Origin of the sequence: Blautia sp. AM47-4 (assembly GCF_003479865.1) — a bacterium.
GTDB classification, from domain to species: Bacteria; Bacillota; Clostridia; order Lachnospirales; family Lachnospiraceae; genus Fusicatenibacter; species Fusicatenibacter saccharivorans.
Window position 1 is genome coordinate 1 of the sequence record NZ_QUHY01000023.1, and the last position, 25,370, is coordinate 25,370.

Genomic DNA, 25,370 nt, shown 5'->3' on the forward strand with positions numbered 1-25,370 from the left:
TGGGGTTACGGTCGGGGTAACAGTCGGAGTCTCGGTCGGGGTTACGGTTGGGGTCTCTGTAGGAGTAGGAGTCGGCTCTTCTGCTGATTTCTTCCAGGTGAAGCTAAGATCCTGATATCCCAGTGAAGAAACTGTAATTTCAAAAGAATCGCCCTCTGCGAACGGTACTGCATCTGTCTTTAAGGAACCATCCTCATTGAACAGTACAACAGCTCCTCTTCCGCTTGCTGCATATGCTTTTCCATTTACAGTAACAGAGGTAATGTTCTTCAGATAATCTGCAAACTCTTCATCTGTTGCATCCCCGTTCTTAAGCAGACCCGGTGTTGTCGTATCTTCGTTAAATGCTGCCGGCATCTCTTCCGTGTAAAGGATAAAGTCTGCGGAAAGATCTGCATATTTACCATTCTTATCGCTGACAGTCAATGTATAAGAACCTTTCTCTGCATTCTTGAAGTACAGAGTATCACCGGACACGGTTCCCGCCAGACCTTCTATTGTATAGACAGCATCGTAATCATCCGGCAGGCCTTCCAGTTTAACAGAAGTATTTCCAGCTGTTACGGAAGCATTCTCTACAGAGAATTCGTTTGTAAACTTAACCGGTACATATACATCTGCATCAACTTCATAAATTCCCTTGCTGGTGTAGTATGTAATCTTGTTGATTGTCTGTCCCATCATACTCTTGTAATGTTCAGAAGAAGTCGGGCAATTATGAACGCTTGTGGTAAATCCAGTGCTCCATGCCAACTCAGACACTCTCCAGATATTCTCCAGATGACGCATTCCGTAATCGTTGCCCTCTTTTGTGCTGACAACAACACCGTATACGGTATCTTCGCCTGCTTTGATTGTATCAGTAATACCATCCAGATCAAGCTGATAATCACCATATCTAGTCTCAGTAGAAAGCTCTGCTGTTACATTTTCCAGCTTTGTTGCCTCAGCTCCCTGAACAGCACCAAAGGTTACATTTCCGTCTGCATCTACAGATGCCTCTTTGTAATAAGATGGAACTTCATTTAAGGTGTAATATGCATAGCTTGCATTTTCGTACAGTGCATCTTTTCCGGTATACGTTGTGGTGGATGTCTGTCCACGGTTGGTAACAGTGATTTCTACAGAATCCTCATCTGTCACTTTCGTGTATTTGCTCAGATCCATACCCTCTGTTACTTTTACTGGGAAGGTGATACCTGTAATATCGCTTCCGTCTGCATTCACATGGTAAGATCCGCCGGAAAGGGAGGCTGTTCTTGTTTTGTTCTTGGTTGCGGAAGTAAATGCATCTACTGGAATATCGTTATGAACCTCTGCCTGATAGAACTCAGCATACGGAATGTTCATTAATACATACTGGGACTGAAGTGCTTCGATTGCTGCATTCAGATGCTCTGTTGCTTCGTCTACGGTTCCCTGGCTCTGTTTTTTCTCCAATGCTTCTTTTGCTTCTGCCAGTTCTGTCTGCATATTATTCCAGGAAGTTTCCGTGTAAAGCTCTTTATTCAGTGTATCTGCCTTTGCAATTGCCTCTTCCAGTGCTGCTGTGCTCTCTACCGGATCAGCTCCTACAATATTCGCTTTAGTTGCTTCAAAAGTGTAGGAAGCATCTGCATAGCCAAGTGCATGAATCGTAATCTTCCAATAACCGGTTCCATCCGTTCCCTCCGGTAAAGTGCAGCGCAGGGAATCGGTAAGGCCAAGCTGAATTCCCATTACTTTATGCATCCAGTTATCTGCTGCGAATTTTGTTCCATACGTTGCTTTTGCATTCGTATAAGTGGAATCATCACCGTAATAAGTCCAGGTTACGGTCTGCAGATTAGCAGCCAGATCGCCGTAATTTCCCGTTAAATCTACGCGAAGGAATTCTCCATAAGAACCTTTGGCTTCTTTCACGGTCAGTCCTACGGTCTCAGCATCCGGAGCTGTCTTCAGCGCCTGATCTTTGATTCCGGATTCACTTCCTGTTGTTCTTGCAGAGAAGGAGAAGCTTCCATCTGCATTTTTCACTGCTATCTTCAGACCGTTTGTGTTTTCTGTTACATCTGCAACCAGGCCTGTATAGCTCTGCAGTTTATTTTCAGAAAATCCACCGGAAAGTGTTCCGCCGTTTTCTACCACAACATACTTTTTGCAGAAATCTTCGTAATCATCTTCCGAAACTTTTACAGGCACATATTTCAGACCTTTTACTTCATAATGATCAATCTGGCTCTTATCGTAAGTTACGGTCTCGCCGTTGGTCAGAACTGCCGTGGTTGCTGCGGTATAATATGCCACATCATAGGTTGTGCCATCTTTCATGTAGATAGTCGCTGCGCACTGGAAGCTTCCTCTGTGCAGTCCATGGTTTGTGGTCGCACGGGTTACAACATCAAAAGCGCCTTTATCACTTTCTTCGCGACTGTCAGTTTCATCCGAACCAGCGTCGCTTCCTGCCGCCTGAACTCCTTCTGCTGCCCAATACTCAGCCCAGGTAAGACCTGCATATACATATTTATATGTTGTTTCTTTCTTCTCATAAGTAAAGGAAAGCGTCTTGTAACCTGTTGCAGTTACTTCGATTTCAAATTTATTTCCTTCTGCAAAAGCGGCAGCTGTCAGATCAAGCGTACCGTCTTCTTTGATCAGAATTGTTTTCCGTTTTCCAGTTGCTGCATATTCTTTTCCATTTACTTTTACCGAAGTGATGTTCTTGATATAATCAGCAAAGTCATCTTCTGATGCATTCTCTGCTTTTACAAGCGCCGGAGCACTTCCTTTTTCGTTGTAAGCAGCCGGCATTGCATCTGTATACAGAGTAAAGCTCTGTGTCAGATCTGCATAAACACCTTTTTTATCATGAATCGTCAGAGTATACCTTCCTTTTTTCGCATTTGCGGAATAAGAAATGGTATTTCCGTCTACTGCAAATCCATCCAGACCATCTACGGAATATTCTGCATCATAATCAGCCGGAAGTCCAGTTACGGTCATCGTTGTCTTTCCAGCGGAAAGAGAAGCGTCTTCTACGGATACACTTGCCTCAAATTTTGTCGGAACAAAAATATCATTCACCGGAATCGTGTAGATTCCTTTGCTGGTATAATACGTAACCTTATTGATATGCTGTCCCATCATGCTCTTGTAATGTGCAGAAGAAGTCGGGCAGCCATGTACCTGCGTTGTAAATCCAGTTGACCATGCCAGCTCTGTTCCGCGCCAGATATTTTCCACATGACGCATACCATAGTCATTGCCTTCTTTCGTGCTGACAATAACACCATAGATCTGATCGGTTCCAACATCAATCGTGTTCTCCAGTCCGTCGAGATCCAGCTGATAATCTCCATATTTTGATTCAGTCATAAATTCCGGAGATACATTGGTCAGTTCAATTGCAGTTCCAACTGTTTTTCCAAAAGAAAGAGAGCCATCTGCATTTACCGTTGCTTCTTTGTAGTAAGAAGGTGCTTCGCTTAATACATAATATGCATAGTCTGAGTTTTCAAATAAGGCGTCTTTTCCGGTGTATGTCTGTGTAGATGTCTGACCACGGTTTGTTACTGTAATACTTACAGAATCAGAATCTGTAACTTTCTTAAATTTAGAAAGATCCACTCCTGTTACTTTTACCGGGAAGGTGATACCGTTAATCGCACTTCCATCTGCATTGGAATGATAAGAGCCGCCGGCAAGGCTTGATGTTCTTGTTTTGTTCAGTGTTGCAGAGGAAAATACATCTACCGGAACAGAGTTATTTACATCTGCAGCGTAAAATTTATCATACGGAATGTTCATCAGGACATAGGATACCTGCTCGGAAGGTGTTTCTGTCGGAGTAGCTGTTGGTGTTGCGGTAGGTGTAGCTGTCGGAGTTACAGTCGGAGTCGGAGCTTTTACAAGAGCTTTTACTGCAGTATTCAGTGTGTTTGCTGCAGTATCAACAGCCGCCTGAGACTCTTTTGCAGAAAGAGCAGCTTTTGCTGCGGTAAGTGCTGTCTGAACAGCTTTCCAGGAATCTGCAGTGTAATCAGCTTCTTTTAATGCTTCGGCAGATGCGATTGCTTTTTCAAGAGCTGCAGTGTCTACTGCTGCTGGAGTTGGGGTTGCTTTTTGGGTTGCTGCAAGAGCCGCAGTTTTTACTGCATTAGACGTTCTGGTTGCACCCGATACGATATCCCATCCTTCAATATTTTCGATAGTTGCTGCCTGTCCAAGCAATTTGGTTTTAAAGCCTTTGCTGTTTGTAGCTGCTTTTTTAAAATATGTAGCATTTTCTGTATTGTATCCAGAACCAGGTGTTACTGCAATATCAGAAAACTTACCGTCTGCAACTGTGATTTTGACATTAACGTCATATTCATCCCATGCATTCTCATCCTCATCGTCTTCTGCAGTTCTGGTAACATGAGCCGTAGACTCATAAGTGCCATCTGCCAGCACGCCACTTGTAGCATCCGCCAGTGCGGTTCCCGGGAGCAGGCTCATGGTCATGGAAGCTGCCATTACGGCTGCTAATGATTTTTTCTGAAGTTCTTTTCTTTTGATCATAACTTCCTCCTTTTTCCTTTTCCACAGTTTTGCAGGAAAAACAGGGGCAAAACTGTCCTTCATTATTATATTAGTTTTCACTAATCAATAATTGTTTTAACTAACCGTAGATTATTCTACTAATTTTTGATCGTTTTGTCTAACTCTTAACTGATTATTTTTTCTCAAAAGAGGCACAGATTCTGCTTATTGAGTATTTTTACTATTTAATGATCCGATACTGTGAAGTTTGTGGGATGATTTTCGTTCCCACACAGAAAAAATTCCGTAGATATGGAGTTTTCACCGCGAAGAACTTATGGAGTTTTCACCGCGAAGAACTCTTTCGTCCCTCGCGTTTTACCGCAGAAAGAATGCGGTCCGAAAGGATTCCGATCAGCATTCCGGTGATGACTCCGGCCACGAGAAGCGCCGGCAGATAATAGAACAGTTTGCGGTTCTGCACCACGAGAGCCGCCACGCAGATCTGCGCGACATTGTGCGTCACGCCTCCTGCAATACTTACGCCGGTGATACTAAAGCCCTTGATGTGTTTCAGCAGAAGCATCACAAGAAAGCTCAAAAGCCCGCCGGCAAGGCTGTAAAGGATGGACATTCCATTTCCGAACAGATACCCCATCAGAAGAATGCGGGCGACGGAAATCATCAGGACTTCCCCTGCCGGAAGGAAAAAGAGGCCGACGACTACAACCAGATTGGCAATGCCGAGTTTGATTCCAGGAACACCGAGGTTGATCGGGATCAGTACCTCCACATAACTGAAGATCATGGCAAGTGCCATCAGCATGGCGCATAAGGCAATTTTTCTGCTTGCAGTGCGGCTGTCTCTCATAAATTCCAATTCCTTTCTTCTAAGCTGGTATTATTTTACAATCACATCCGGCGCATCGTCGGCGTCGTCCGTTGTGGATCCGTCACTTTCTACCTCCGCAACCAGCTTATGCGGCAGGCACACGATCGTCTCATTTACCCGGGAAATCGTACCCTGTCTTTTGCAGTAGCCGTCCGGGCAGTCAGCTTCTTCCATATGGACACTTCCGTTTTCGATCACCAGGACATTCGTTCCGTGACCCGTCTGAATTTTCACGGTCTGATTTTCTGCGAGTGAATACGTTCCGTAGACTTCGCCGTCCACCGTGACTTTCATGGTATTTCCATTTTCCGTTTTCGGCAGCCGAAGCGCCAGGGCAAGGATTCCAGCCAGGAGCAGAACGGCGCCTGCCAGAATCAGATCTTTTTTCTTCATATAGTTTTCCTTATTCTGAATCAGATGCCAGCCCATAACAGCAGTGTCAGCAGGAATACAGCACGGAACAGCGTAAAGAGGATTTCATTTCCGTGAAATTCCTTTACCCCGCAGCGGATATTACCTTTCGGACACGTATCAATACATTTCTGGCACTGGAAACAGTCGCCGGAGATCTCCACGTATCCATCGGATGGCAGTTCCACCGCTGACGGGCACTGTCTCGTGCAGGCGCTGCAGCCGCGGATGCAGTTTTCGCGTTTCCGGTGCAGAGTAAAGAACGGCAGGATCGGAAGCAGAGAAAAGACAGCTCCCATTGGGCACAGGAAACGGCAGAAAAAGCGCTCCTCAAAGAACATGCCGACCAGGATCAGCACCAGAAGAACAATGCCTGGAATATAAGAGGAAAGTCGGAAATTTCCCGCATGCAGCATGGAAAAGACATCCCACGGGCTTGTTCCTCTTGCTTTCTGATAAACTCCTGCAAAGCAGCAAAGAGCAATCAGAAGCAGAATGCCGTATTTGACCAGCGCCAGTTTTTTTGCCAGTTCCGGTTTGATGCATCTGGGCTTCTTTTTACGTTTCTTACAGATTATACCATAAATTGCGTGCATTGCATCCCCCAGACTTCCAAAAGCGCATGCAAAACCGCAGAAAAATCTGCCGAAAACAATCGTAAATGCACAGACAAGGAGCAGAGCCGACACAAACGCGGTCATCTCAATTTTTTCACCCTGTCCAAGCTGCGTAAAAATGTATTTCACTCCGTTAAATGCAGCGGTAAATACTGACGGAAGAAACAGGAAATATAAAAGCTGGATTCCGGCACGCAGGCAGGAAACGATCTGTTTTCTCTTCTTTGCCGGTAATGTGGATAGATCTAAATTTTTCATGTTATTTCTCCGCCTTTTCTATTGCTTCCTGCGCCGCATTTCTGATACCGGTGGAGCTGAATGTTGCTCCGCTGATCGTATCAACATCGGCGGACTGTGCCTCAATAATCTTTGGAATGATCGCCTCCGCGTTTGACAGATACGCACTGTCCTCGCCGTCGGCGGATGTGATGGCAAGATCGGTAATCTGGCCGCCCTCTACGGTTACTTCAACTGCAATGGTGCCGCCGAAGCCGTCAGCTTCACCGTCATACGTACCGTCCACGTACTGCCCTTCTGCTTCTGCTGCTTCACTTGCGGCCGTATCCGCCGTGTTGGATGCAGCTGCTGCGGCCTGCAGATTTTCCTTCTGAAGCTGGGTCGTCTCAAGCTCTGCCGAGAGCCGCGCGATCTGATCCTCTTTGTCTCTTTTATCGAGTACGGTATTGTAGCCGATCAGAACAGCAGCAATGACAGCGACATTCAAAAAACGAACAATCAATTGTCTCATCTGTTTTCCCCTTTATTGCGTTACTTTCGCAGCATCCAGCGCATTCCGGCATGCCTCAAGAATGGCTTTTGAGGAGCAGGTTGCACGGGAAACGGTGTCGATGTTTTCAAGCGTTCCGGTTTCCAGAATCTGAGCGGAAACGCCTTTGATTTTGGAGGTTCCTTCGGATGCGCGGCGGATGTAGGAGGCATTCTGACTGTCTCCGTCACCGGTGATGTTGCTTAACGCTACGATTTTATCGTTTTCAATTGTTACCGTCACAGAAAGCTGATAAGCGGTAAAATCTTCATCTTCATCCGGCTCGCAGACGGCAATCGCTGTGTATTTCGCCGTCCTGATAATAGCTTTTGTTCCGTCCTGATAGATCTTTTGTTCCGGAGTTTCCGTCGGGGTTGGTGTTGGCGTCTCAGTTGGCTCCGGGATTTCGGTCGGGGTTGGTGTTTCCGTCGGTGTCGGGGTTGGATTTTTCTTTTCCTCAGTTACGCGTTCTGCCTCTTTTAAAGCTTCCTCGATTGCCGCAAGAATTCCCCTGGAGCTGTAGGTTGCGCCGGAAACGGTGTCAACTTCCAGTGTCTGGTTTTTCACAACGTCCTTTGCTGTCTGTTTTGCGCGTTTTAAGAATGCTTCGTCATCTTCACTCTCGGTCACGAGAATTGCCTTGATCGTCTCATCCTGAATGACAACTGCCGTTGTAATGTCTCCCAGATAGCCCTCGCCGGTTCCGTAGTAAATGCCTTCCTCGTATGGGAATTTTCCTTCCGGAATCGTTGTGGTTCCGCCGCTGCTCGTTCCGTTATCCGGAACGGTCTCGCCGTTTGTTGCCTTCTTCGCATTTTCCAGCGCCTGTTTTACTGCGTTCTGGATGCCGCGGGAGCTGTACGTTGCGCCGGATACGAGATCCACATCGGTTTTCTGTCCGTCTACGATGCGGTCCGCTACGACTTTGGCACGGTTGAAGAATGTCTCGTCATCTTCGTTTTCCAGAATCAGTACCGCTTTGATCGTCTGATCCTGCAGGGCTACCGCCACTTTGATGTCTCCCTGGAAACCGGCGGCCGTGCCGTAATAAATTCCGTCCTGATAAGGGAAACTTCCCTTGGATGCAGACGAATTGTTATTGTTCTGATTATTATTCTGGCTGTTGTTTCCGTTGTTTGTATTGCTCTGGCTTCCTCCGTTTGTACTGGAAGACCCGTTCACTGCCGCCTGACTTAAGGCACTCCGCACAGCTTCAATAATACCGCGGGAGCTGTATGTCGCGCCGGAGACCGTATCCACATTCGTACTCTGTGTTGAGATAATCGTCGAAATCAGAGAGGAAGCACTGGAAAGGTAGCTTGGCGTATCGCTGTTTTCCACAATATCAATCGAAGCAATTTTTCCGCCGCTGACAACAACGCAGACTTTCATTGTGCCGCCAAATCCTGTTCCGGTTCCGTAATACGTTCCATCCCGGTAGGCAGCCGGTTCTTCGATTTTAGATACTGTAACGGTTCCGCCGGCAGAGGCTCCGCCGCCTGCCGCTCCTGATGCGGATGCCGGTTCTGAAGTGTCCTCCTGACCGGTCAGTGCATTTTTCACGGCTGCAAGGATACCTTTTGAACTGAAAGTTGCACCGGAAACCGTGTCCACATCCACACTCTGGGATGCGATGATACGGTCGATAACTCCCTTCGCACGATTCAGGAAAGCTGCGTCCTCGCCGGGAGCGCTTACAATCGAGATCGACTGAATCGTTTTGTCTTTCAATACGACAGAGACTGTAATCGTACCGCCAAAACCTGTTCCGCTTCCTTCGTACGTTCCGTCCGCCAGCTCAAAGCTGCCGGAACCGACGGCTGCGACAAGTTCTGCTTCGGTATCGGTTGTCTTTTTGGTATCGTCCTTCTTTTTTGTATCATCTTTCTTTTCCGCTGCATCGGTATCCTGTTCCGGCTCCGGTGTCACCAGTGCCTCCGGCTGCTCTACGGCGTAAACCGGTGCAGAGTAGCCGTTCAGCGAAATACCGGCACAGGCTGCTACGATAACTGCCGCGAGAGCCGGTGCAAATGCTGTCAGTTTTTTCCATTTTCCCATGGTTATGTATCACCGTCTTTCTTGATAATGTTTGTCTCGTGATCGGATGTGAAATCGTCAGCAATTCCTTCGGTTACATACAGAACGCCGTCCTCATCCTCCAGAATGGTGTCAAATTCATCGCTGTGTGCACGCCAGTATTCGGCCGCCTTGTCCTTCCCCATGATGAAAAGAGAAGTAGAAAGGCCATCCGCCAGTGTTCCGTCAGCACTTACGATCGTCACCGACACCAGACCGTTATTTGCCGGATGACCGGTCGATGGATCGATGATGTGATGATATTTCATGCCGTCCTGTTCGAAATACCGCTCATAGCCGCCAGAAGTAATAACCGCCCGGTTGGCCGTCGAGAGAATGCCGAGATAATCATCCTCTGCCTCCGGACTCTGCACGGCAACGCGCCATTTACTGCCGTCCGTTTTCGTGCCGACAACCTGAACGTTTCCGCCGAGGTTGATGAGCCCGCTCGTCACACCGCATTCCCGGTAAATATCGGCGATTCTGCCGGAGGTATAGCCCTTTGCGATTCCGCCGAAGTCAATTTTCATGCCGTCCTTGGCAAAGCTGATGGATGCGCTGTCCTTGTCGTAAAGGATATCATTGGCATCGGTCAGCGGAAGGAGGCTTTCGATCGTCTCATCCGAAGGATCGTATAATTTCCGGTTGTAAAACCCCAGGCGTCCATGATCGGATAAATTGCGATGTCGAAAACGCCGTTTGTGCTGTCATACAGATCCAGCGAGCGTTCCAGCAGATAGGTGGTATCCTCCGATAAGGTTCCGCCGCCGTTTGCATTGATCTGCGCTACTTCACTCGTCTCCTCTCCGGTCGACAGAAGTGCATCCAGCCGCTCAATCTCCTGCTGCGCCTGATCCACCGCCGTTTCTGCATTCGGACCATAGGCAGTGACCGTCATGTACGTATCCATCGCAAAAATGTCTCGGCTGCTCGATGCATCTGCGGCATCGGAAGAAGCTGTGGATGATGCGGATTTCTGCGTGGAATTCTCTTCCGAAGCGTCAGAACTGCTCGAAGACTCCGAAACAGACGCCGGCTGTGTCTGACTTTCACTGCTCTCCGGCTGCGCTGCTGTCCCCGCACCGGAACATCCGCCGACCGTCATCACCATGGCAAGACAAAATGCTGCAACAATTTTCTTTTTCATAAATAAAACTCCATTTTTTCTTATGTTAGGAAATTCTAACTTTGGTATTATAACATTAACTCGTAACTTACGCTATGAATTACTTGATAAAAGTTTTTCAATTAGCGTTCTGCATCTGATAAATTTTCTCATTTTATGTACTCTAAATCAAGTGGATTTTACTGGAATTCAAGCACCGATATACAAAAAGCCCCCACAGCCGCATTGCTGCGGCCGCGGGGGCTTTAGAAATAACATTTTCAGAAATTACATATGATCGTGGCAGGTACGTGCAATTACGTCCATCTGCTGCTCTTTTGTCAGGTCGATGAATTTAACTGCATAGCCGGATACACGGATTGTGAAGTTTGCATACTCCGGTTTCTCCGGGTGCTCCATTGCGTCGATCAGTTTTTCGGTTCCGAATACGTTTACGTTCAGGTGATGTGCACCCTGCTCGAAGTATCCGTCCAGAACGTGTACCAGGTTCTCGGTACGCTCTTCGTCGTTATGTCCAAGTGCACCCGGTTAATGGTCTGGGTGTTGGAGATTCCGTCCAGAGCATCCTCATACGGCAGTTTTGCTACAGAGTTCAGGGAAGCAAGAAGTCCGCTCTTCTCTGCGCCGTAAGACGGGTTAGCTCCTGGAGACAGAGGCTCACCAGCTTTTCTTCCATCCGGCAGAGAACCAGTTGCTTTACCATATACAACGTTGGAAGTAATGGTAAGGATAGAGGTAGTCGGCTCAGAATCACGATAGGTATGGCAGTATTTCAGTTTGTCCATGAAGGTGCGGAGCAGCCATACAGCGATCTCATCTGCTCTGTCATCGTCATTACCGTATCTTGGGAAGTCGCCGGTTGTCTCGAAGTCAACTGCCATGCCTTCTTCGTCACGGATTACTTTAACTTTTGCATATTTGATTGCGCTTAAGGAGTCTACTACGTGAGAGAATCCTGCAATACCGGTAGCGAGGTACGTCTTACATCGGTATCGATCAGAGCCATCTCTGCTGCTTCATAGTAATATTTATCATGCATGTAATGGATCATGTTCAGAGTTCCAACGTACAGATGAGCCAGCCAGTCCATCATAACGTCGTATTTCTTCATAACCTCATCATAGTCCAGATACTCGCTGGTGATCGGCTGATATTCCGGAGCAACCTGCTGTTTTGTCTTCTCGTCTTTACCGCCGTTGATAGCGTACAGAAGGCATTTTGCAAGGTTTGCACGAGCGCCGAAGAACTGGATCTCCTTACCGGTCTCGGTAGCAGATACACAGCAGCAGATGGAGTAATCATCGCCCCATACCGGACGCATTACATCATCGTTCTCATACTGGATAGAGCTTGTCTGTACAGAAATATGAGCTGCATATTTCTTGAAAGCTTCCGGAAGATTCTCAGAGTACAGAACAGTAAGGTTCGGCTCTGGGGACGGTCCCATGTTTTCCAGTGTATGCAGGAAACGGAAATCGTTCTTTGTAACGATAGAACGTCCGTCGATTCCCATACCGGCAACTTCCAGAGTAGCCCATACCGGGTCACCGGAGAACAGCTGATTGTAAGACGGAATTCTTGCAAATTTAACCATACGGCATTTCATTACCAGATGGTCGATCAGCTCCTGAGCTTCTTTCTCGGTCAGGATACCTTTTTCGATATCTCTTTCGATGTAGATGTCGAGGAAAGTAGATACACGGCCAACGCTCATTGCAGCACCATTCTGGGTCTTGATTGCTGCAAGATATCCAAAGTACAGCCACTGAACAGCCTCTTTTGCATTTTTAGCCGGCTGGGAAATGTCGTAGCCATAAGACTGTGCCATAACTTTCATTTCCTGAAGTGCTTTTACCTGATCTGCGATCTCTTCTCTTAACTGGAAGTCACCACGACGCATTCCCTGACGGTTGGTTGCAGCGAAATCTGCTTTTTTGCGCTCGATCAGGTAATCAATACCGTACAGAGCAACACGACGATAGTCGCCTACGATACGGCCACGGCCATAGGTATCCGGCAGACCGGTCAGAATTTTATTGTGACGGGCTTTCATCATCTCTGGTGTGTAGATGTCGAATACACCCTGGTTATGTGTTTTGTGATATTTAGTGAAAATTTCATGAAGCTTCTCGCTTGGTTTGTAGCCGTAAGTCTCGCAGGACTGCTCAGCCATTTTAATTCCACCATACGGCATAAATGCACGTTTCAGCGGTTTGTCTGTCTGAAGACCAACTACCTGCTCCAGATCTTTCATGCTGTCATCGATATATGCTGCGCCGTAAGCTGTGATTCCGCTTACAACGTCTGTCTCCATATCCAGAACGCCGCCTTTTGCACGCTCTTCTTTCTGGAGTTCCTGTAATTTGCCCCACAGACGGTCTGTAGCCTCTGTTGGTCCCTCCAGGAATTTCTCATCTCCGTCATATGGAGTATAGTTGTTCTGAATAAAGTCACGTACGTCGATGCCTTCTTTCCAGAGTCTTCCGGTAAAGCCATCCCACTGTTCAAATTCTCTCATTTGCTTTGTTCCTTTCTGGTGTTATTTTGTTTCGTCACGCGCCGGCATCTTCTTTGCACCGGGCATGAACACCTCCGCATGGATAATATAACAAATCTCTGCTTTCAGCGCAAGATATGCACTTGAAAAAATACAAGGAAAAACCACAAAATCTTGTATTTTTATAAGAACAAAATCTACATGTGGCGCTTTTTTTTATGCCCCGTATCCGATTTCATATATCTGCTCTGCAAAGTCACAAATAACATATGTTCCATCGGAAAATTCACTCTTCTGTACGCTTCCGTCCGCCGTCATACACTCGTGGCGTACCAGTTCCAGGAGTGCCGTTTTTTCATGCAGCTCCGTTACAACGCGGCATCTTTCTGTCATCTCTTCCAGACTGATTTTCTCCCCGTCAAATGCACCATCTGTATTCGGATATGCGCCGTCCCGTACAAGATACGGTGCACCGCCTGCAAGAAGCGCATACAGCATATAGTCCTCGTCTTTTGAAACACGGTCCATCATCCACGGCTCGATTACGCAGTCATGATACACAAGATTAAAGAGCGGCACCGGGATTCCTTTTTTCGGTGTCTCTGACGGGCGCAGCATAAAGTCATACGGTGCATAATGGCAGAACACCAGATACGGAACGGCCCAGTCGCTGACCTCCTCGGAGCTTGAGAGAATCCCCTGTGAGAGCAGCCAGGAGAAGCAGTTTCCGCGGTACGTATAGCAGTCTCTTCTCGTCATCACATGCTCCGGATTTGCGCACTCGTCGCCCTCGTTGCACGTAAACACATCGAGGTATGCACCGTCAAGCCGGATTCCATTTTTCTTCAGTTCGGCAAAATTCCGTTTCACATAGAACGGTGCCTGCGTTGCACAGAGATAGCTCTGCGGTCCGCCCGCCCAGTAACTGTGTCCCGGTATCGTTCCGTCCAGAAGGCGGCAGGCATAATTTTCATCGTAGCTCGGCGCTGCATGGTAATAATCGCGGTACTGGTCGTGAATACCGAATTTGTAGCCGAAATCATGCATCGTATCGACAAGCGATTTCATGTCTTCCCATCCGCCGGCCGCTTGGCATGCCGGTGTGTAGTCCGGATGCTGGTTGTCATACCCCGGTTCTGCCCAGCCGTCCAGATGAAGATAGACTTTCTCTACGCCGAGATCATGAATTTCGCGGATCTGCTGTTCGCGCACGGAAAACGGCACTACGCGGTTATTTTTCTCCGGATTCTGCGGATCGAAAAAGCCGGACTCCGGCTGCACAACCGTCTTGATTCCCGTATGAACAAAACACGTTCCCACAAGATCGTGAATGGACGGATTCTGTACTGCCTTTTCTTTCAAAGTGCGCAGATGGCCCTGTTCCCGTACATACTGACGGTATGTTTTGCAGAGGTCGTTATAATCGCAGTCATTTAAAAACGTATAACGGAATACGCGGCGGTAATTCATTGTTCCAAGGCTTGGCTCCAGCCATGCCCCCACGCTGGTATACGGGCCGCCTGCCGGGTGCTCTGCCTGATAACCGGCGTTCCACGGTGTTGTACAGATCGCTGTATAGCCGCATCTTTCCTTCACCTGGCCAAACCACGGCATATAGCCGCCGGAGGTCTCAAATCTGCCGTCAAACGAAAGCTTTCCAAGTTCCGTCTTCCAGGTATTCGGAATCAGAAGTCCCTGTCCCTCGGTAAGGAGTGTATACCAGTCATCGCGCCCGTTTGTAAACTCCATTGCCGTCGGCCACAGCACCTTTACCGGATGCAGTCCCTCCTCGCAGAGCGGAATCCACTCCATCCAAAATGTTTCATCCACAGCTTCGATCCAGATAATCGTCTCGAAGGCATACGGTGTTCCCGCAAATCCCGCATAACGCTCCGGATGCCGCATCCGACGCCGAAGGAATAGACCTCATGGGAAATCTCCTCTGCATCCAGGAAACGGTATGTTCCCTCTGCAAAAATCAGTTCCGGTGTCTTTTTCGGATCCGTATTCCAGACAACGCCGTCTTTTTCGATCCTAAGTCCCAGCGTCTCTTCATCGAGCATCACAGCAAGCGATCCGCTTTCTATTTTTTTCATCGTGTGATATTCCCCTTTTTCTTTATCATATGCGTTCCAAACACCAGAAAGGCGCAGAGAACCCGTCCGCCTTTCTCTGCACGGTTCCGGATTTTCTGCGCCTTTTTCCACCTAACTTACATAATCTCTTCTTTTTCTACGACTTTACCATCTCTCCAGATTCTCTCCAGATCGTAGAACAGGCGGTTCTCCTCATCAAAGATGTGGATGACAACATCGCCGTAGTCCATCAGAATCCAGTTTGCGGTCTGATAGCCTTCGATCTGTTTTGGATGTACGCCGGCTTTTCCGAGTACCTCCTCTACGTTGTCTGCCATCGCCTGTACCTGGTTGCGGTTGCTTCCGCTGGCGATCATGAAATAATCTGCCAGAGTCGAAACATGGGTAATGTCCAGAATGCGGACATCCATTGCTTTTTTATCTTCCAGTGCTTCCAGTGCAAGTTTTGCAGTCTGTTTTGCTTCGCTCATTTATGCTTCCTCCTTTGCCGTCCGTTCCCGGTGCAGTGCTTCATAGAACTGATACGCCTGCTCCGTCATCGGGTCCATCGTCTTCGGGTTTTCCGACAGATACGCCATACTATCTTTTAAAATTTCATACATGCATTCGTCGATATCGGTGAATGCCAGCTTCCGAAGGCGGGTAAGGTGTGGTGCCTTGTTTCGTGCCGGCTCGATATATCTGCGATATAGATGATCTTCTCCAGCAATGTCATATCTTCTTTTCCTGTCGTATGCCAGGTGATGGCACTTAAGATCTCCGGATCTTCCACCTTATACTTGTCCTTCGCCAGAAATGCACCGAGCTTGGCATGGATCAAAAACGGATTGGTCCGCTCAAACTCAGTGATTTCAATCTTATTTTTCTCACACATGGTGATTTTTTTCTTATTCGGAATGCATTTTGCACAGTCGTGAAGCAGTCCCGCGACGCGGGCTTTTTCGAGATCCTCGCCCCATACCATCGCCATGGATGCTGCGGTAAACATCACACCGAGCGTGTGATGATAGCGGTCTTCATCGACTTCCTTCTGGAGTTTTTTGTCCAGTTTCCATAAATCGTACTGTTCCATCCTGCTCTTCCTCTAATCCTGATAGATTTTCTGCTCCTGAATGTAGGAAATCACAGAATCCGGCAGATAGTATTTCACGGATTTTCCTTCCCGGATCCATTCCCGCAGTTCGTGGGAAGAAACATCCAGATTCGGTGTGTCGAGTTTCAGAAAGGTACCGTGAAGTTTTTTTGCATTTCGTTCCATACAGGCCAGAAGCTCTTTCTCTTTTGCCCGATCCCTGGTCGCCACAAGGATCTTTGCCGCGGCGCAGATCCGCTCTGGATTTTTCCACTCATCAAAATAGAACAGGGAATCCGCTCCAATGATAAAGTAAAACTCCGTGCACGGATGTTCCTTCCGCATCGCCTCAAGCGTCCGATAACTGTAGGTATAGCCCTCATCTTTCATCTCTTTGGTGCAGAGCACAAAATGCGGATTGGATGCGATGGCACGGCGCACCATCTCGACACGCTGTGCATCCTTTGCCCGTCCCGCCCGGTTCCGCTTATGTGGCGGATTTCCGGCCGGAAGGAACCAGACTTCATCAAGCCCGAACTGCTCGTACGCCGCCTCGCCAAGGATCAGATGACCGATATGAATGGGATCGAATGTGCCTCCCATAATGCCAATTTTTCTGTTTTTCTTTTCCATACGTTTTCCTCAAAAAGCGCCGGAACTGCAGCGGTATGCTCCGGTCCCGGCGGTTCTTTCCTGCGGATTATTTCGGAAGCTGAATTTTCTTTTTCTCTTTTTTGCCCTCTTTGTACAGCACGATCTTTTTGCCGATCACCTGTACGACCTGGGAATTGGTGCGTTCTGCCAGAACTTCTGCGATCTCTCTTGGATCATCGAGGCAGTTCTGCAGTACATTGATTTTAATTAGTTCTCTCGCCTCAAGTGCCTCTGCTACAGCAGCGGTATGCTCCGGCGTGATGCTGCTTTTTCCTACCTGCAGGATCGGTTCCATGGTCATGGCAAGGCCTTTCAGGTATGCTCTCTGCTTGCTGGTCATACGTCTCCTCCTTCGTTATTTATTCGTTCTATTTATAATAATCAAATTCAAATCCATACATCTTGACGGTATCGCCTTCCTGGATGCCGGCCTGTTCGAGTTCGTCTAAGATACCGGTATCTTTTAAGAACCGCTGGAAGAAAGCAAAACCTTTCTCGGAATCCAGATTGGTGTAGCCGAGCATTTTTTCGATCTTCGGTCCCTCGATGATGAAGCGGTGCTCGTCCTCCGGGTCCTGCTCGACGGTGTACGGCAGGTTCTCGGCAAGAAGCATATCCTCCGGGAAGAATTCCTGCTCGAAGACCATACGCTCTTTCGGAAGCTCATCGAGTTTTTTCTGTACGGCATATAAAAGCTCTTTTAAGCCTTTTCCGCTGACGGCAGAAATCGGATAAACCGGGATGCCTTTCGGCTCGAACTCTTTTTTCAGACGTTCCACCGGATCCTCTTCGCCCTCTTCTACATAGATCGCATCGGTCTTATTGGCCGCGATGATCTGCGGGCGTTTTGCGATCTCCGGGTTATAGGCTTCGAGCTCTTTGTTGATCTTGTTGATATCATCCACTGGATCTCTTCCCTCGGTCGATGCAACGTCTACTACATGGATCATCACGCGGGTTCTTTCGATGTGGCGCAGGAATTCATGGCCGAGGCCGACTCCTTCCGATGCACCCTCGATCAGTCCCGGGATATCTGCGATAACAAATCCGCTGCAGCCCTCAAGGTCTACGACACCGAGGTTCGGGGAAAGCGTGGTAAAGTGATAATTTGCAATTTTCGGTTCTGCATTTGTCACGCGGGAAAGCAGGGTCGATTTTCCAACGTTCGGGAAGCCGACGAGTCCGACGTCCGCGATGACTTTCAGTTCCATTCTTACTTCCAGCTCCTGTGCCGGCTGGCCTGGCTGGGCGTATTTCGGAACCTGCATGGTAGCGGTTGCGTAATGCATATTTCCGTTTCCACCTTTTCCGCCTTTTAATACAACCTGACGGCGGTTTTCACCGGACATATCTGCGATGACTTTTCCGCTCGCAGCGTCCATAATGACGGTTCCTTCCGGTACTTTCAGGACAATATCTGCGCCGTTTCCGCCATGGCATCTGCGTTTTCCGCCCGGCTCGCCGTCGGTAGCAGAAAACTTTCTTCTGTGGCGGTAATCAACCAGTGTATTCAGTCCTTCGTCAACTTCAAAAATAACGTCTCCGCCTTTGCCGCCATCGCCGCCGTCCGGCCCGCCGTTCGGTACAAAAAGCTCTCTGCGGAAACTGACATGTCCGTCTCCGCCCTTACCGGAGCGGATCAGAATTTTTGCTCTGTCTGCAAACATGGTATTCTCCTGTCTTGTTTTATCTAAATCCAAATCGGTCTGTTGGACCTTTAATTATTATTAACAAAAACGGCTTCAAACCTCTTAAGATTTGAAGCCGCACCTTTGTCTTACTCTTCTGTTGCTACCGGATATACGGAAACCTGTTTTTTGTCACGTCCTTTTCTTTCGAAAGCTACGCGTCCGTCAACCATAGCGAATAAGGTATCGTCTTTTCCGATTCCTACGTTCACGCCTGGATGAATCTTGGTTCCACGCTGTCTGTAAAGAATGTTTCCAGCCTTTACAACCTGTCCGTCAGCTCTTTTTGCTCCTAATCTCTTGGACTCGGAATCTCTACCGTTCTTGGTAGAACCAACTCCTTTTTTATGAGCGAAAATCTGAAGGTTCATATTTAACATGGTATTACACCTCCTTGAATGCGATCTCTAAGTATTGTGCTCCATAATCGCGGCGGATACTTTCGAGGCCCAGCAAAAGTGATTTTACAAGAAGTGCGGTACTTTCAGAATACCCATTCGGGAATGAAAAATACACGTATCCATCTCCAGCCTCACTTATAATCAGATCCTCTGTCAATGTTTCCACGGAATTTACGGTGTTTACAATCAATGCGGAGACAGCGGCACAGATGATATCCTGCCCTTCCTCTGCATAGCCTGCATGACCGTTTGACTCCACGGAGATGTACTCGCCGTCAGACTCTGTTACGGTTATACAAATCATAAGACTTAAGCGTTGATTTTTTCAATCTTCACTTCAGTGTACTGCTGTCTGTGACCGTTTTTCTTATGATAACCAGTTTTTCTCTTATACTTGTAAACGATAACTTTTTTGCCTTTACCGTTTCCAACTACAGATGCGGTTACGGATGCATTTTTAACGTCCTCGCCAACTTTCAGTCCGTCATTGCTTACTGCAAGTACCTGATCAAAAGTTACGGTTTCTCCAGCTTCAACGCCAAGTTTCTCTACTCGGATAACATCGCCTTCAGCTACCTTGTACTGTTTACCACCTGTTGCAATAATTGCGTACATATGGCACCTCCCTATCAATTACTCGCCAGATTCGGTGGTCTTTCGACTCTTTTACCTCTCTGTGCGGCATACTTCTACAATATATCATCACGTCTGCTGTTTGTCAATAGTATTTTTCAGGAAATTGCAGATTTTTTTTCGCATGCAATTGCCAGTGCGCCAGGTCCGATGTGGCAGGCAACGCTTAAGGACAGCGGATGCGCATCGACTTCAAAATCCGGGAAGGCTTCTTTTACTTCGACAATCCATCCATCGATTACTTCTTTGTCGTTTGCGGTATAGGCAATGTGAAGTCCCATGATGCCGGCTGCACGCTCTTTTGCGAAGCGTTTGTCCATATCTTTTTTCATAGCCTTGATCATGGCTTTCTTTGCCTGTTTCACACCGCGCGCTTTTTCAAACGCGTCAAGCTTCTCTCCCTGGATCGTCAGCACCGGTTTGATATTTAAAACGGTTCCGATCATGGCCGCTGCCGGCGTAACGCGGCCGCCTTTTTTCAGGTATTTTAACGTATCTACCATAATATAGATACTTGCATCCAGCGCATCCTCTTCCAGAATTGCTTTAATGTCTTTTGCTGCCACGCCGCGGTTTGCCATTTTCTTTGCATCCAGAACAGACTGCTGCTGCGTAACGGAGATTCTCTGGTTGTTGACAACCTGCACTTTTCCTTCGTAGTCCTCGGACAGCACGGTCGCTGTATCACAGGAGGTGGAAAGGCCGCTTGACATCGGAATGTAAACAATGTCATCGTACTCTTCGAGAATTTTGTTCCAGAAATCCATCAGATCTCCCGGAGACGGCTGAGATGTGGAAACAGCCGCATCCTCTGCCAGAATCTCGTAAAACTGTTCCTGTGTCAGGTCGATATCCTCAAACTGGATTTTTCCGCGCATGAAGAAAGGCATCGGAAGGACAAAAACGCCCAGCTCTTTCGCCTGACTCTGTGTAATACCGCTGTTGCTGTCGGTAGCAATAGCTGTTCTTGCCATAGTTCTTATTCCTGCTGTCTCTTGTTAGAGAAACAGCTTTTCCTTTCTGTAATATCGTGTAACGCTTGATTTGCTGTTATTCTATCATAAATCGTACCTGTTTTCTACCCGGCTTGGACATTTCTGCAAAATTGCCCAAACTGCTTTTGATTCTTTTTACATCATACCAATACCAAGGAAAAACAGTCCGCCAAGGATCAGCAGAATGGTCGGAATTACGATTTTTGCAATGGTCTTTTTTCTTCTCTCCTTCGGGAAAAATCCTTCGCTTTTTGTCTGCTGGTACATCAGAAGACGGCTTCCCATATAAAGACCGATCGGCATCAGCGCCGCTTCGATCAGATACATGCCGATGTACGTTTCCGTTGCGTATCCGCTGCCTGCTGCTGCGTTCCCCTGCGAGAACATATAGAGGAAGCTTGCCGCAATGCTCGCCACAATCGTCGATGCGTTATGGACGAAATGAAACAGCGAGCTGTAAAACATGTTGTCGGTCTTCATCCGCACATACGAGAGAACGATTCCCATCATCATCATCGGAAGAAAACGGACGATGCTCATGTGGAAAGCGCCAAAATAAACGCCCATCAGAAGCAGCATCACCCATTTCTTTTTGATTCCGCGCAGGCTGTACTGCAGAAGACCGCGGTGCAGTGCTTCTTCACAGATGGCCGGTGTCAGCGCAACGACAAGCAGCTCGCCGAAATAGGAAAGGCCCGCCATACTGCTGTCCATGGATTCCGAGAGGCTTGCGTATTCCTGCGGGAAAATCCATTCCATCAGAAGGAAAAGAGCAAGCACACCACGGTACGTCACATACCACATCAGAATGGTTCCGAGGATTCCGGCTCCATCCGGCTTTTTTAATGGGAACACTTCTTTTAACGGAATATGAAGTGCCCGTACGACGAGAATGGATCCGATCAGGAATACAATGATCTCGTCCAGCGCATTTCCATACATCCCTCCTGCAAGAACCAGCGGAATTCCGGCGAGATTAAAAAGAACCATCAGAAAGGCAAACACCAGCAGGCCCTGCCATGGTTTCAGTATCTTTTCTTTTTCCGCCGGATGCGGCCGTTTTGCCGGCATCTGGTTTCGAAAGGGTTCGTAAAGATATGGGGTATCATTTTCATTGAGGTGAATCGGTTTCTTTTGTGGTTCCATATTCATTCCTCCTTTGTAAGGTCACTGTCATTTCATCTGTTCTGCCAGCGGCCGGCGGATTTTCTTTCTCGTCAGTTCCACGAGATGAAGCGCCGTCATATCCACAACTTTGGTCGGAACGGGATCTTCCCGCACAAGACCCTGCAGGAAGCCGAGAAGGCGCTCCTCCTGCTCTTTTTCCGGCATGTTGATAAAGTCAACCAGGATCAGACCGGAAATCCCGCGCAGGCGGATCTGGCGGGCGATTTCGCGGGCTGCCTCCTGGTTTACGCTGTACAGAAACGTATTTTTCCGTCCGCCGAGCTGCTTTCCGCTGTTCACATCGATCGCGGTCAGCGCTTCGGTCGGTTCGATCACGAGGAATCCGCCGGAAGGCAGATCCACACGTTTGTCGAGTGCCTGTTTTACGTGATTTTCGAGATTTTCTTTCTTTGTCAGTGTGGTAAGCTGATCCTCATACCAGGTCAGGCGGCAGTCGTGAAAATCATGGCGCTCCAGATATTCTCTGCAGATCTCATACGTTTCTCTGTCATCTGTCACAAGTTCTGAAACTGACGGTGCATACCGTTTGACGAGCTCCGGCACGGCATCTGACGCCCGATACAGGCAGGAGTACAGGCTCCGCATTGTTCCATACTGGACAATCCGCGCGAGTTTTTCGGACAGCTCGAGATATTCCTGCCGGATCTCTTCTTCCGAAGCATCAGCGGATGCGGTGCGGAAGATCACGCCAAACGGAAGGCTTCCGCCGGAAAATTCTGGAAAGATCCGGCTTCCCAGTTCTTTTAACCGTTTTTTCTGCTCCGGCAGAAGGCGTCCCGAGCATGAGATTTCCGGCTTTCCATAATAGAGCGCCAGGGCACTTCCCGAAAGAGAAAGTTCTGCTGTCGCCGACGGAAGCTTCGTTTTCTGCGCTTCCCGCTGGATCTGCACGACAATTTCATCTCCGACATGCAGTTCTGTTCCCGGTGCTTTTTTCAGAAGATACCCTTCTTTTACACGGGACAGATCAAGAAAACAGCTCTGCTGCTCCGCAAACGAGACAAATGCCCCGCGGATCCCGGGCGCCAGTTTTTCCACCCGGCCGACATAGATATTGCCAAGCAGCGTTTCCTTCTCCCTGCAGAGGGCCGTCAGTTCGACCGGTCTTTCTCCTTCCACCAGCGTGTGTACCAGGTAATCTTTTCCCGCCCACGGCAGATGGGCAATGACAACTCGTTTACTCAACTTCTTCTCCTAATGCTTCCAGCGGAACCAGCTTTCGCTCTTCTTCCGTTCCGATGTCTGCGTAAACTTCCTCGCGCAGAATCGTGTATGCAAACGGCGGCAGTTCAACCCCGCACCATTTGCAGAACGCTTCCATCACGAGCTCCGGTTTCAGGTTCGAAACACTTCCGGTGGAGAGCTGCATCCAGACACCACTTTTCTTTGCTTTCATATCGTAAATCCATGGGCGGATATCGGTCAGCTTTTCGCTTCGTTTTGTCTTTCGCATGATCTCAATCTGCGGAAGTGCAAAAAACACCGGTACTTTCGTTTCCAGATCAATCTCCGGCATTTTTCCCTCGCGGAACTGCACGAGATAATCGGCTCCTGCTACGAGAGACATTGCCTTGCTTGCTTTTCCATCCGGCACATGGCGGGCGGAAAGCACTTCCATTCCCTCAACCATCGTCGCATTCAGACGTTTTACAATCTCGTCGGTTTTCATATCTTCCGCGAGCACCATATCGAAATATTCACCGGTGCTGCTGATGCCGACACCGAGCGGAGAAGCAAACGACAGCAGCATGTGCGGGCTGAAGCCCTCGGAATAAGCGATCGGAAGTTCCGCACGGCGGATTGCTTTCTGGAAGTAACGCATCACATCCAGATGACCCACAAATTTCATCACACCTGTTTTGGCAAACTTAATTCTGATTTTCATAGCAGACACCTCCTCCGAATGATTTTGCTCCGCAGCCGGAACACTGCATCTTACAGTTCGGGGTAACGGTTTCTTTCTGTGCCCGCTCCCATTCGCGGATCAGGAATTTTTTCGTCACGCCGATATCAAGGAAATCCCACGGAAGGATCTCATCGGTGCTGCGCTTACGGCAGGCATAGAACGAAACGTCAATGCCGGTCTCTGCAAACGCTTCTTCCCAGGCATCTTTCCGGAAATACTCGGACCAGGCATCGAAAATAGCACCTTTTCGGTACGCTTTTTCAATAACTTCGGCACATTTCCGGTCACCGCGTGCAAGGAATCCCTCCAGAAGGGAAATATCTGCCTCATGATAAATGTAACGGATGCTCTTCTGATTCAGCTGTGCGCGGACCTCTGCCTTTACAATCGCCGCTTTGTCAAGAAACTCCCTCTCCGTGTTCATCGGTGCCCACTGGAACGGAGTGAACGGCTTCGGAATAAAGAACGAGGAGCTTGCCGTAATCTGGCATTTTCCGTTTCTCTGGTCTTTCGGAATCTCATAGTAACGCTCTGCGATCTTTTCCGCCAGATGCGCAATTCCTTTGATATCATCCTCGGTCTCGGTCGGAAGGCCCAGCATGAAATACAGTTTTACTTTATTCCAGCCGCCCTCAAACGCTTTTCCGGCTCCGTCGAGAATGACTTCCTCGGTCAGACCTTTATTAATAACATTCCGCATCCGCTGGCTTCCCGCCTCCGGTGCGAAGGTCAGGCTGCTCTTTTTGATATCCTGTACCTTGCTCATGACATCGAGGGAAAATGCGTCGATTCGAAGAGACGGAAGGGAAATATTGACACCCTTTTCCGGGCAGCTGTCGATCAGATAGTTGACAAGCTCCGGAAGATGGCTGTAATCACTCGAGCTCAAAGAACTCAACGAAATCTCATCGTGGCCGGTATTGCGCAGCATATGGGTCGCAAGTTCTTTTAACTTCTCCACATCGCGCTCTCTTGTCGGACGGTACACCATACCCGCCTGGCAGAAACGGCAGCCGCGGATACAGCCGCGCTGGATCTCCAGAACGACACGGTCCTGTGTTGCCTTGATAAACGGCACGACCGGTTTCTCCGGATACGTTGCCTCGGTCATATCCATGACAAGCTGTTTTTTGATCTTTTCCGGTGCTTCCGGAATGGACGGCGTAAAGGCCGCGATCGTTCCGTCCTCGTGGTACGTTACTTCATAAAACTGCGGTACGTAAATACCAGGGATCCGGCATGCCTTTTTCAGGAAATCCTGACGGGTTCCGCCGTTCTTTTTATTTTCCAGATACGTGTCAAAAAGCTGGTCGTACACAACCTCACCCTCTCCGATGTAAAACAGATCGAAGAACGGAGCGATCGGCTCCGGGTTGTACGTACACGGGCCGCCGCCGATGACGATCGGGTCCTCGTCGGTACGCTCCACCGCATGCAGCGGGATTCCGGCAAGGTCGAGCGCCTGCAGAACGTTTGTATAACACATCTCATACTGCAGGGTGATGAACAGGAAATCCTCGTTTTTCACCGGCTCCTGGGATTCCAGACCGAACAGCGGAATGTTCTGTTCACGCATCACGCGGTCCAGATCCGGCCATGGGGAATAAACTCGCTCGCACCACATATCCTCGCGTTTGTTGAACATATCGTACAGGATCTGGATGCCAAGGTGGGACATACCGATCTCATACACATCCGGGAACAGGAATGCGCCGCGCAGGGCTACTTTCTCTTTGTCTTTTACGACACTGTTGAATTCATTTCCAATATATCGCGCAGGCTGCTCAATCTGGAGCAGCACTTCTTCTGGCAATGCTAATTTTCTCATGCAATTCTCTCACTTGTTCTTATT

At 48.4% G+C, this 25,370-nt stretch carries 23 protein-coding genes and 2 pseudogenes; all 25 read right to left on the bottom strand.

The features are described 5' to 3' along the window. Window positions 1-4,539, bottom strand: a 4,539-nt coding sequence (locus DW965_RS13850; protein ID WP_199681658.1) for a penicillin-binding Tp47 domain C-containing protein, incomplete at its 3' end; no start/stop codon positions are given. 307 nt (window positions 4,540-4,846) lie between these two features. Next, window positions 4,847-5,371 (bottom strand): Gx transporter family protein, encoded by a 525-nt coding sequence (locus tag DW965_RS13855; protein ID WP_117508942.1) that lies wholly within the window; start codon window positions 5,369-5,371, stop codon window positions 4,847-4,849. 30 nt (window positions 5,372-5,401) lie between these two features. Continuing rightward, entirely contained in the window at window positions 5,402-5,785 is a 384-nt protein-coding gene (locus tag DW965_RS13860) for a NusG domain II-containing protein (protein WP_055266101.1), read from the bottom strand. Window positions 5,786-5,805: 20 nt separating this feature from the next. Then, window positions 5,806-6,678 carry a 4Fe-4S binding protein gene (locus DW965_RS13865; protein WP_117761496.1) on the bottom strand — a complete coding sequence of 291 codons (873 nt, stop codon included), beginning with the start codon at window positions 6,676-6,678 and terminating at the stop codon, window positions 5,806-5,808. 1 nt (window position 6,679) lies between these two features. Further along, window positions 6,680-7,168: an FMN-binding protein gene (locus DW965_RS13870; RefSeq protein ID WP_055228158.1), complete on the bottom strand. Its 489-nt coding sequence runs from the start codon at window positions 7,166-7,168 to the stop codon at window positions 6,680-6,682. A 12-nt stretch (window positions 7,169-7,180) separates the two neighbouring features. After that, on the bottom strand, window positions 7,181-9,244 hold the full coding sequence (locus DW965_RS13875; protein ID WP_119198485.1) for an FMN-binding protein: 2,064 nt from the start codon (window positions 9,242-9,244) through the stop codon (window positions 7,181-7,183). A gap of 2 nt (window positions 9,245-9,246) precedes the next feature. Then, window positions 9,247-9,876 (bottom strand): FAD:protein FMN transferase, encoded by a 630-nt coding sequence (locus DW965_RS22615; RefSeq protein ID WP_442857830.1) that lies wholly within the window; start codon window positions 9,874-9,876, stop codon window positions 9,247-9,249. Beyond that, window positions 9,855-10,409: an FAD:protein FMN transferase gene (locus DW965_RS22620; RefSeq protein WP_243036640.1), complete on the bottom strand. Its 555-nt coding sequence runs from the start codon at window positions 10,407-10,409 to the stop codon at window positions 9,855-9,857. The genes DW965_RS22615 and DW965_RS22620 overlap by 22 nt, the downstream gene beginning before the upstream one ends. A gap of 246 nt (window positions 10,410-10,655) precedes the next feature. Then, window positions 10,656-11,350, bottom strand: a pseudogene (locus DW965_RS22625) (glycine radical domain-containing protein). Beyond that, window positions 11,329-12,906 (bottom strand): pyruvate formate lyase family protein, encoded by a 1,578-nt coding sequence (locus DW965_RS13885; RefSeq protein ID WP_330421201.1) that lies wholly within the window; start codon window positions 12,904-12,906, stop codon window positions 11,329-11,331. The pseudogene DW965_RS22625 and the gene DW965_RS13885 overlap by 22 nt, the downstream one beginning before the upstream one ends. Window positions 12,907-13,101: 195 nt before the next feature. Further along, window positions 13,102-14,715, bottom strand: a complete 1,614-nt coding sequence (locus DW965_RS13890) for a DUF5696 domain-containing protein (RefSeq protein ID WP_330421202.1) — start codon at window positions 14,713-14,715, stop codon at window positions 13,102-13,104. Then, window positions 14,655-14,981 carry a hypothetical protein gene (locus DW965_RS21615; protein ID WP_330421203.1) on the bottom strand — a complete coding sequence of 109 codons (327 nt, stop codon included), beginning with the start codon at window positions 14,979-14,981 and terminating at the stop codon, window positions 14,655-14,657. Before DW965_RS21615 ends, DW965_RS13890 begins: the two co-directional genes overlap by 61 nt. Window positions 14,982-15,097: 116 nt before the next feature. Continuing rightward, on the bottom strand, window positions 15,098-15,451 hold the full coding sequence (rsfS, locus tag DW965_RS13895; RefSeq protein WP_022462899.1) for a ribosome silencing factor: 354 nt from the start codon (window positions 15,449-15,451) through the stop codon (window positions 15,098-15,100). Beyond that, window positions 15,452-16,053, bottom strand: a pseudogene (gene yqeK, locus DW965_RS13900) (bis(5'-nucleosyl)-tetraphosphatase (symmetrical) YqeK). A 12-nt stretch (window positions 16,054-16,065) separates the two neighbouring features. Then, complete coding sequence (gene nadD / locus DW965_RS13905; protein ID WP_117761491.1) at window positions 16,066-16,686, bottom strand: nicotinate-nucleotide adenylyltransferase; 621 nt, start codon at window positions 16,684-16,686, stop codon at window positions 16,066-16,068. Between the two features lie 67 nt (window positions 16,687-16,753). Then, on the bottom strand, window positions 16,754-17,047 hold the full coding sequence (gene yhbY / locus DW965_RS13910) for a ribosome assembly RNA-binding protein YhbY (RefSeq protein ID WP_022462902.1): 294 nt from the start codon (window positions 17,045-17,047) through the stop codon (window positions 16,754-16,756). Window positions 17,048-17,075: 28 nt separating this feature from the next. Continuing rightward, window positions 17,076-18,374 (bottom strand): GTPase ObgE, encoded by a 1,299-nt coding sequence (obgE, locus tag DW965_RS13915; RefSeq protein ID WP_022462903.1) that lies wholly within the window; start codon window positions 18,372-18,374, stop codon window positions 17,076-17,078. 110 nt (window positions 18,375-18,484) lie between these two features. After that, window positions 18,485-18,775, bottom strand: a complete 291-nt coding sequence (gene rpmA, locus DW965_RS13920) for a 50S ribosomal protein L27 (protein WP_022462904.1) — start codon at window positions 18,773-18,775, stop codon at window positions 18,485-18,487. Between the two features lie 4 nt (window positions 18,776-18,779). Further along, on the bottom strand, window positions 18,780-19,100 hold the full coding sequence (locus DW965_RS13925; RefSeq protein ID WP_055228163.1) for a ribosomal-processing cysteine protease Prp: 321 nt from the start codon (window positions 19,098-19,100) through the stop codon (window positions 18,780-18,782). A 5-nt stretch (window positions 19,101-19,105) separates the two neighbouring features. Next, window positions 19,106-19,411, bottom strand: coding sequence for a 50S ribosomal protein L21 (gene rplU, locus DW965_RS13930; RefSeq protein ID WP_022462906.1), 306 nt, complete (start codon window positions 19,409-19,411; stop codon window positions 19,106-19,108). A gap of 116 nt (window positions 19,412-19,527) precedes the next feature. Further along, a complete protein-coding gene (locus tag DW965_RS13935) occupies window positions 19,528-20,403 on the bottom strand; it encodes a DegV family protein (RefSeq protein ID WP_055267903.1) in 876 nt (291 codons plus the stop codon). A 156-nt stretch (window positions 20,404-20,559) separates the two neighbouring features. Continuing rightward, a complete protein-coding gene (locus DW965_RS13940; RefSeq protein ID WP_055267901.1) occupies window positions 20,560-21,570 on the bottom strand; it encodes a type II CAAX endopeptidase family protein in 1,011 nt (336 codons plus the stop codon). 27 nt (window positions 21,571-21,597) lie between these two features. After that, window positions 21,598-22,797 carry a ribonuclease E/G gene (locus tag DW965_RS13945; protein WP_117761490.1) on the bottom strand — a complete coding sequence of 400 codons (1,200 nt, stop codon included), beginning with the start codon at window positions 22,795-22,797 and terminating at the stop codon, window positions 21,598-21,600. After that, window positions 22,790-23,497 carry a TIGR03936 family radical SAM-associated protein gene (locus DW965_RS13950; protein WP_117508951.1) on the bottom strand — a complete coding sequence of 236 codons (708 nt, stop codon included), beginning with the start codon at window positions 23,495-23,497 and terminating at the stop codon, window positions 22,790-22,792. Before DW965_RS13950 ends, DW965_RS13945 begins: the two co-directional genes overlap by 8 nt. Beyond that, on the bottom strand, window positions 23,481-25,346 hold the full coding sequence (locus DW965_RS13955; RefSeq protein ID WP_117761489.1) for a TIGR03960 family B12-binding radical SAM protein: 1,866 nt from the start codon (window positions 25,344-25,346) through the stop codon (window positions 23,481-23,483). Before DW965_RS13955 ends, DW965_RS13950 begins: the two co-directional genes overlap by 17 nt. Window positions 25,347-25,370: the final 24 nt, after the last annotated feature.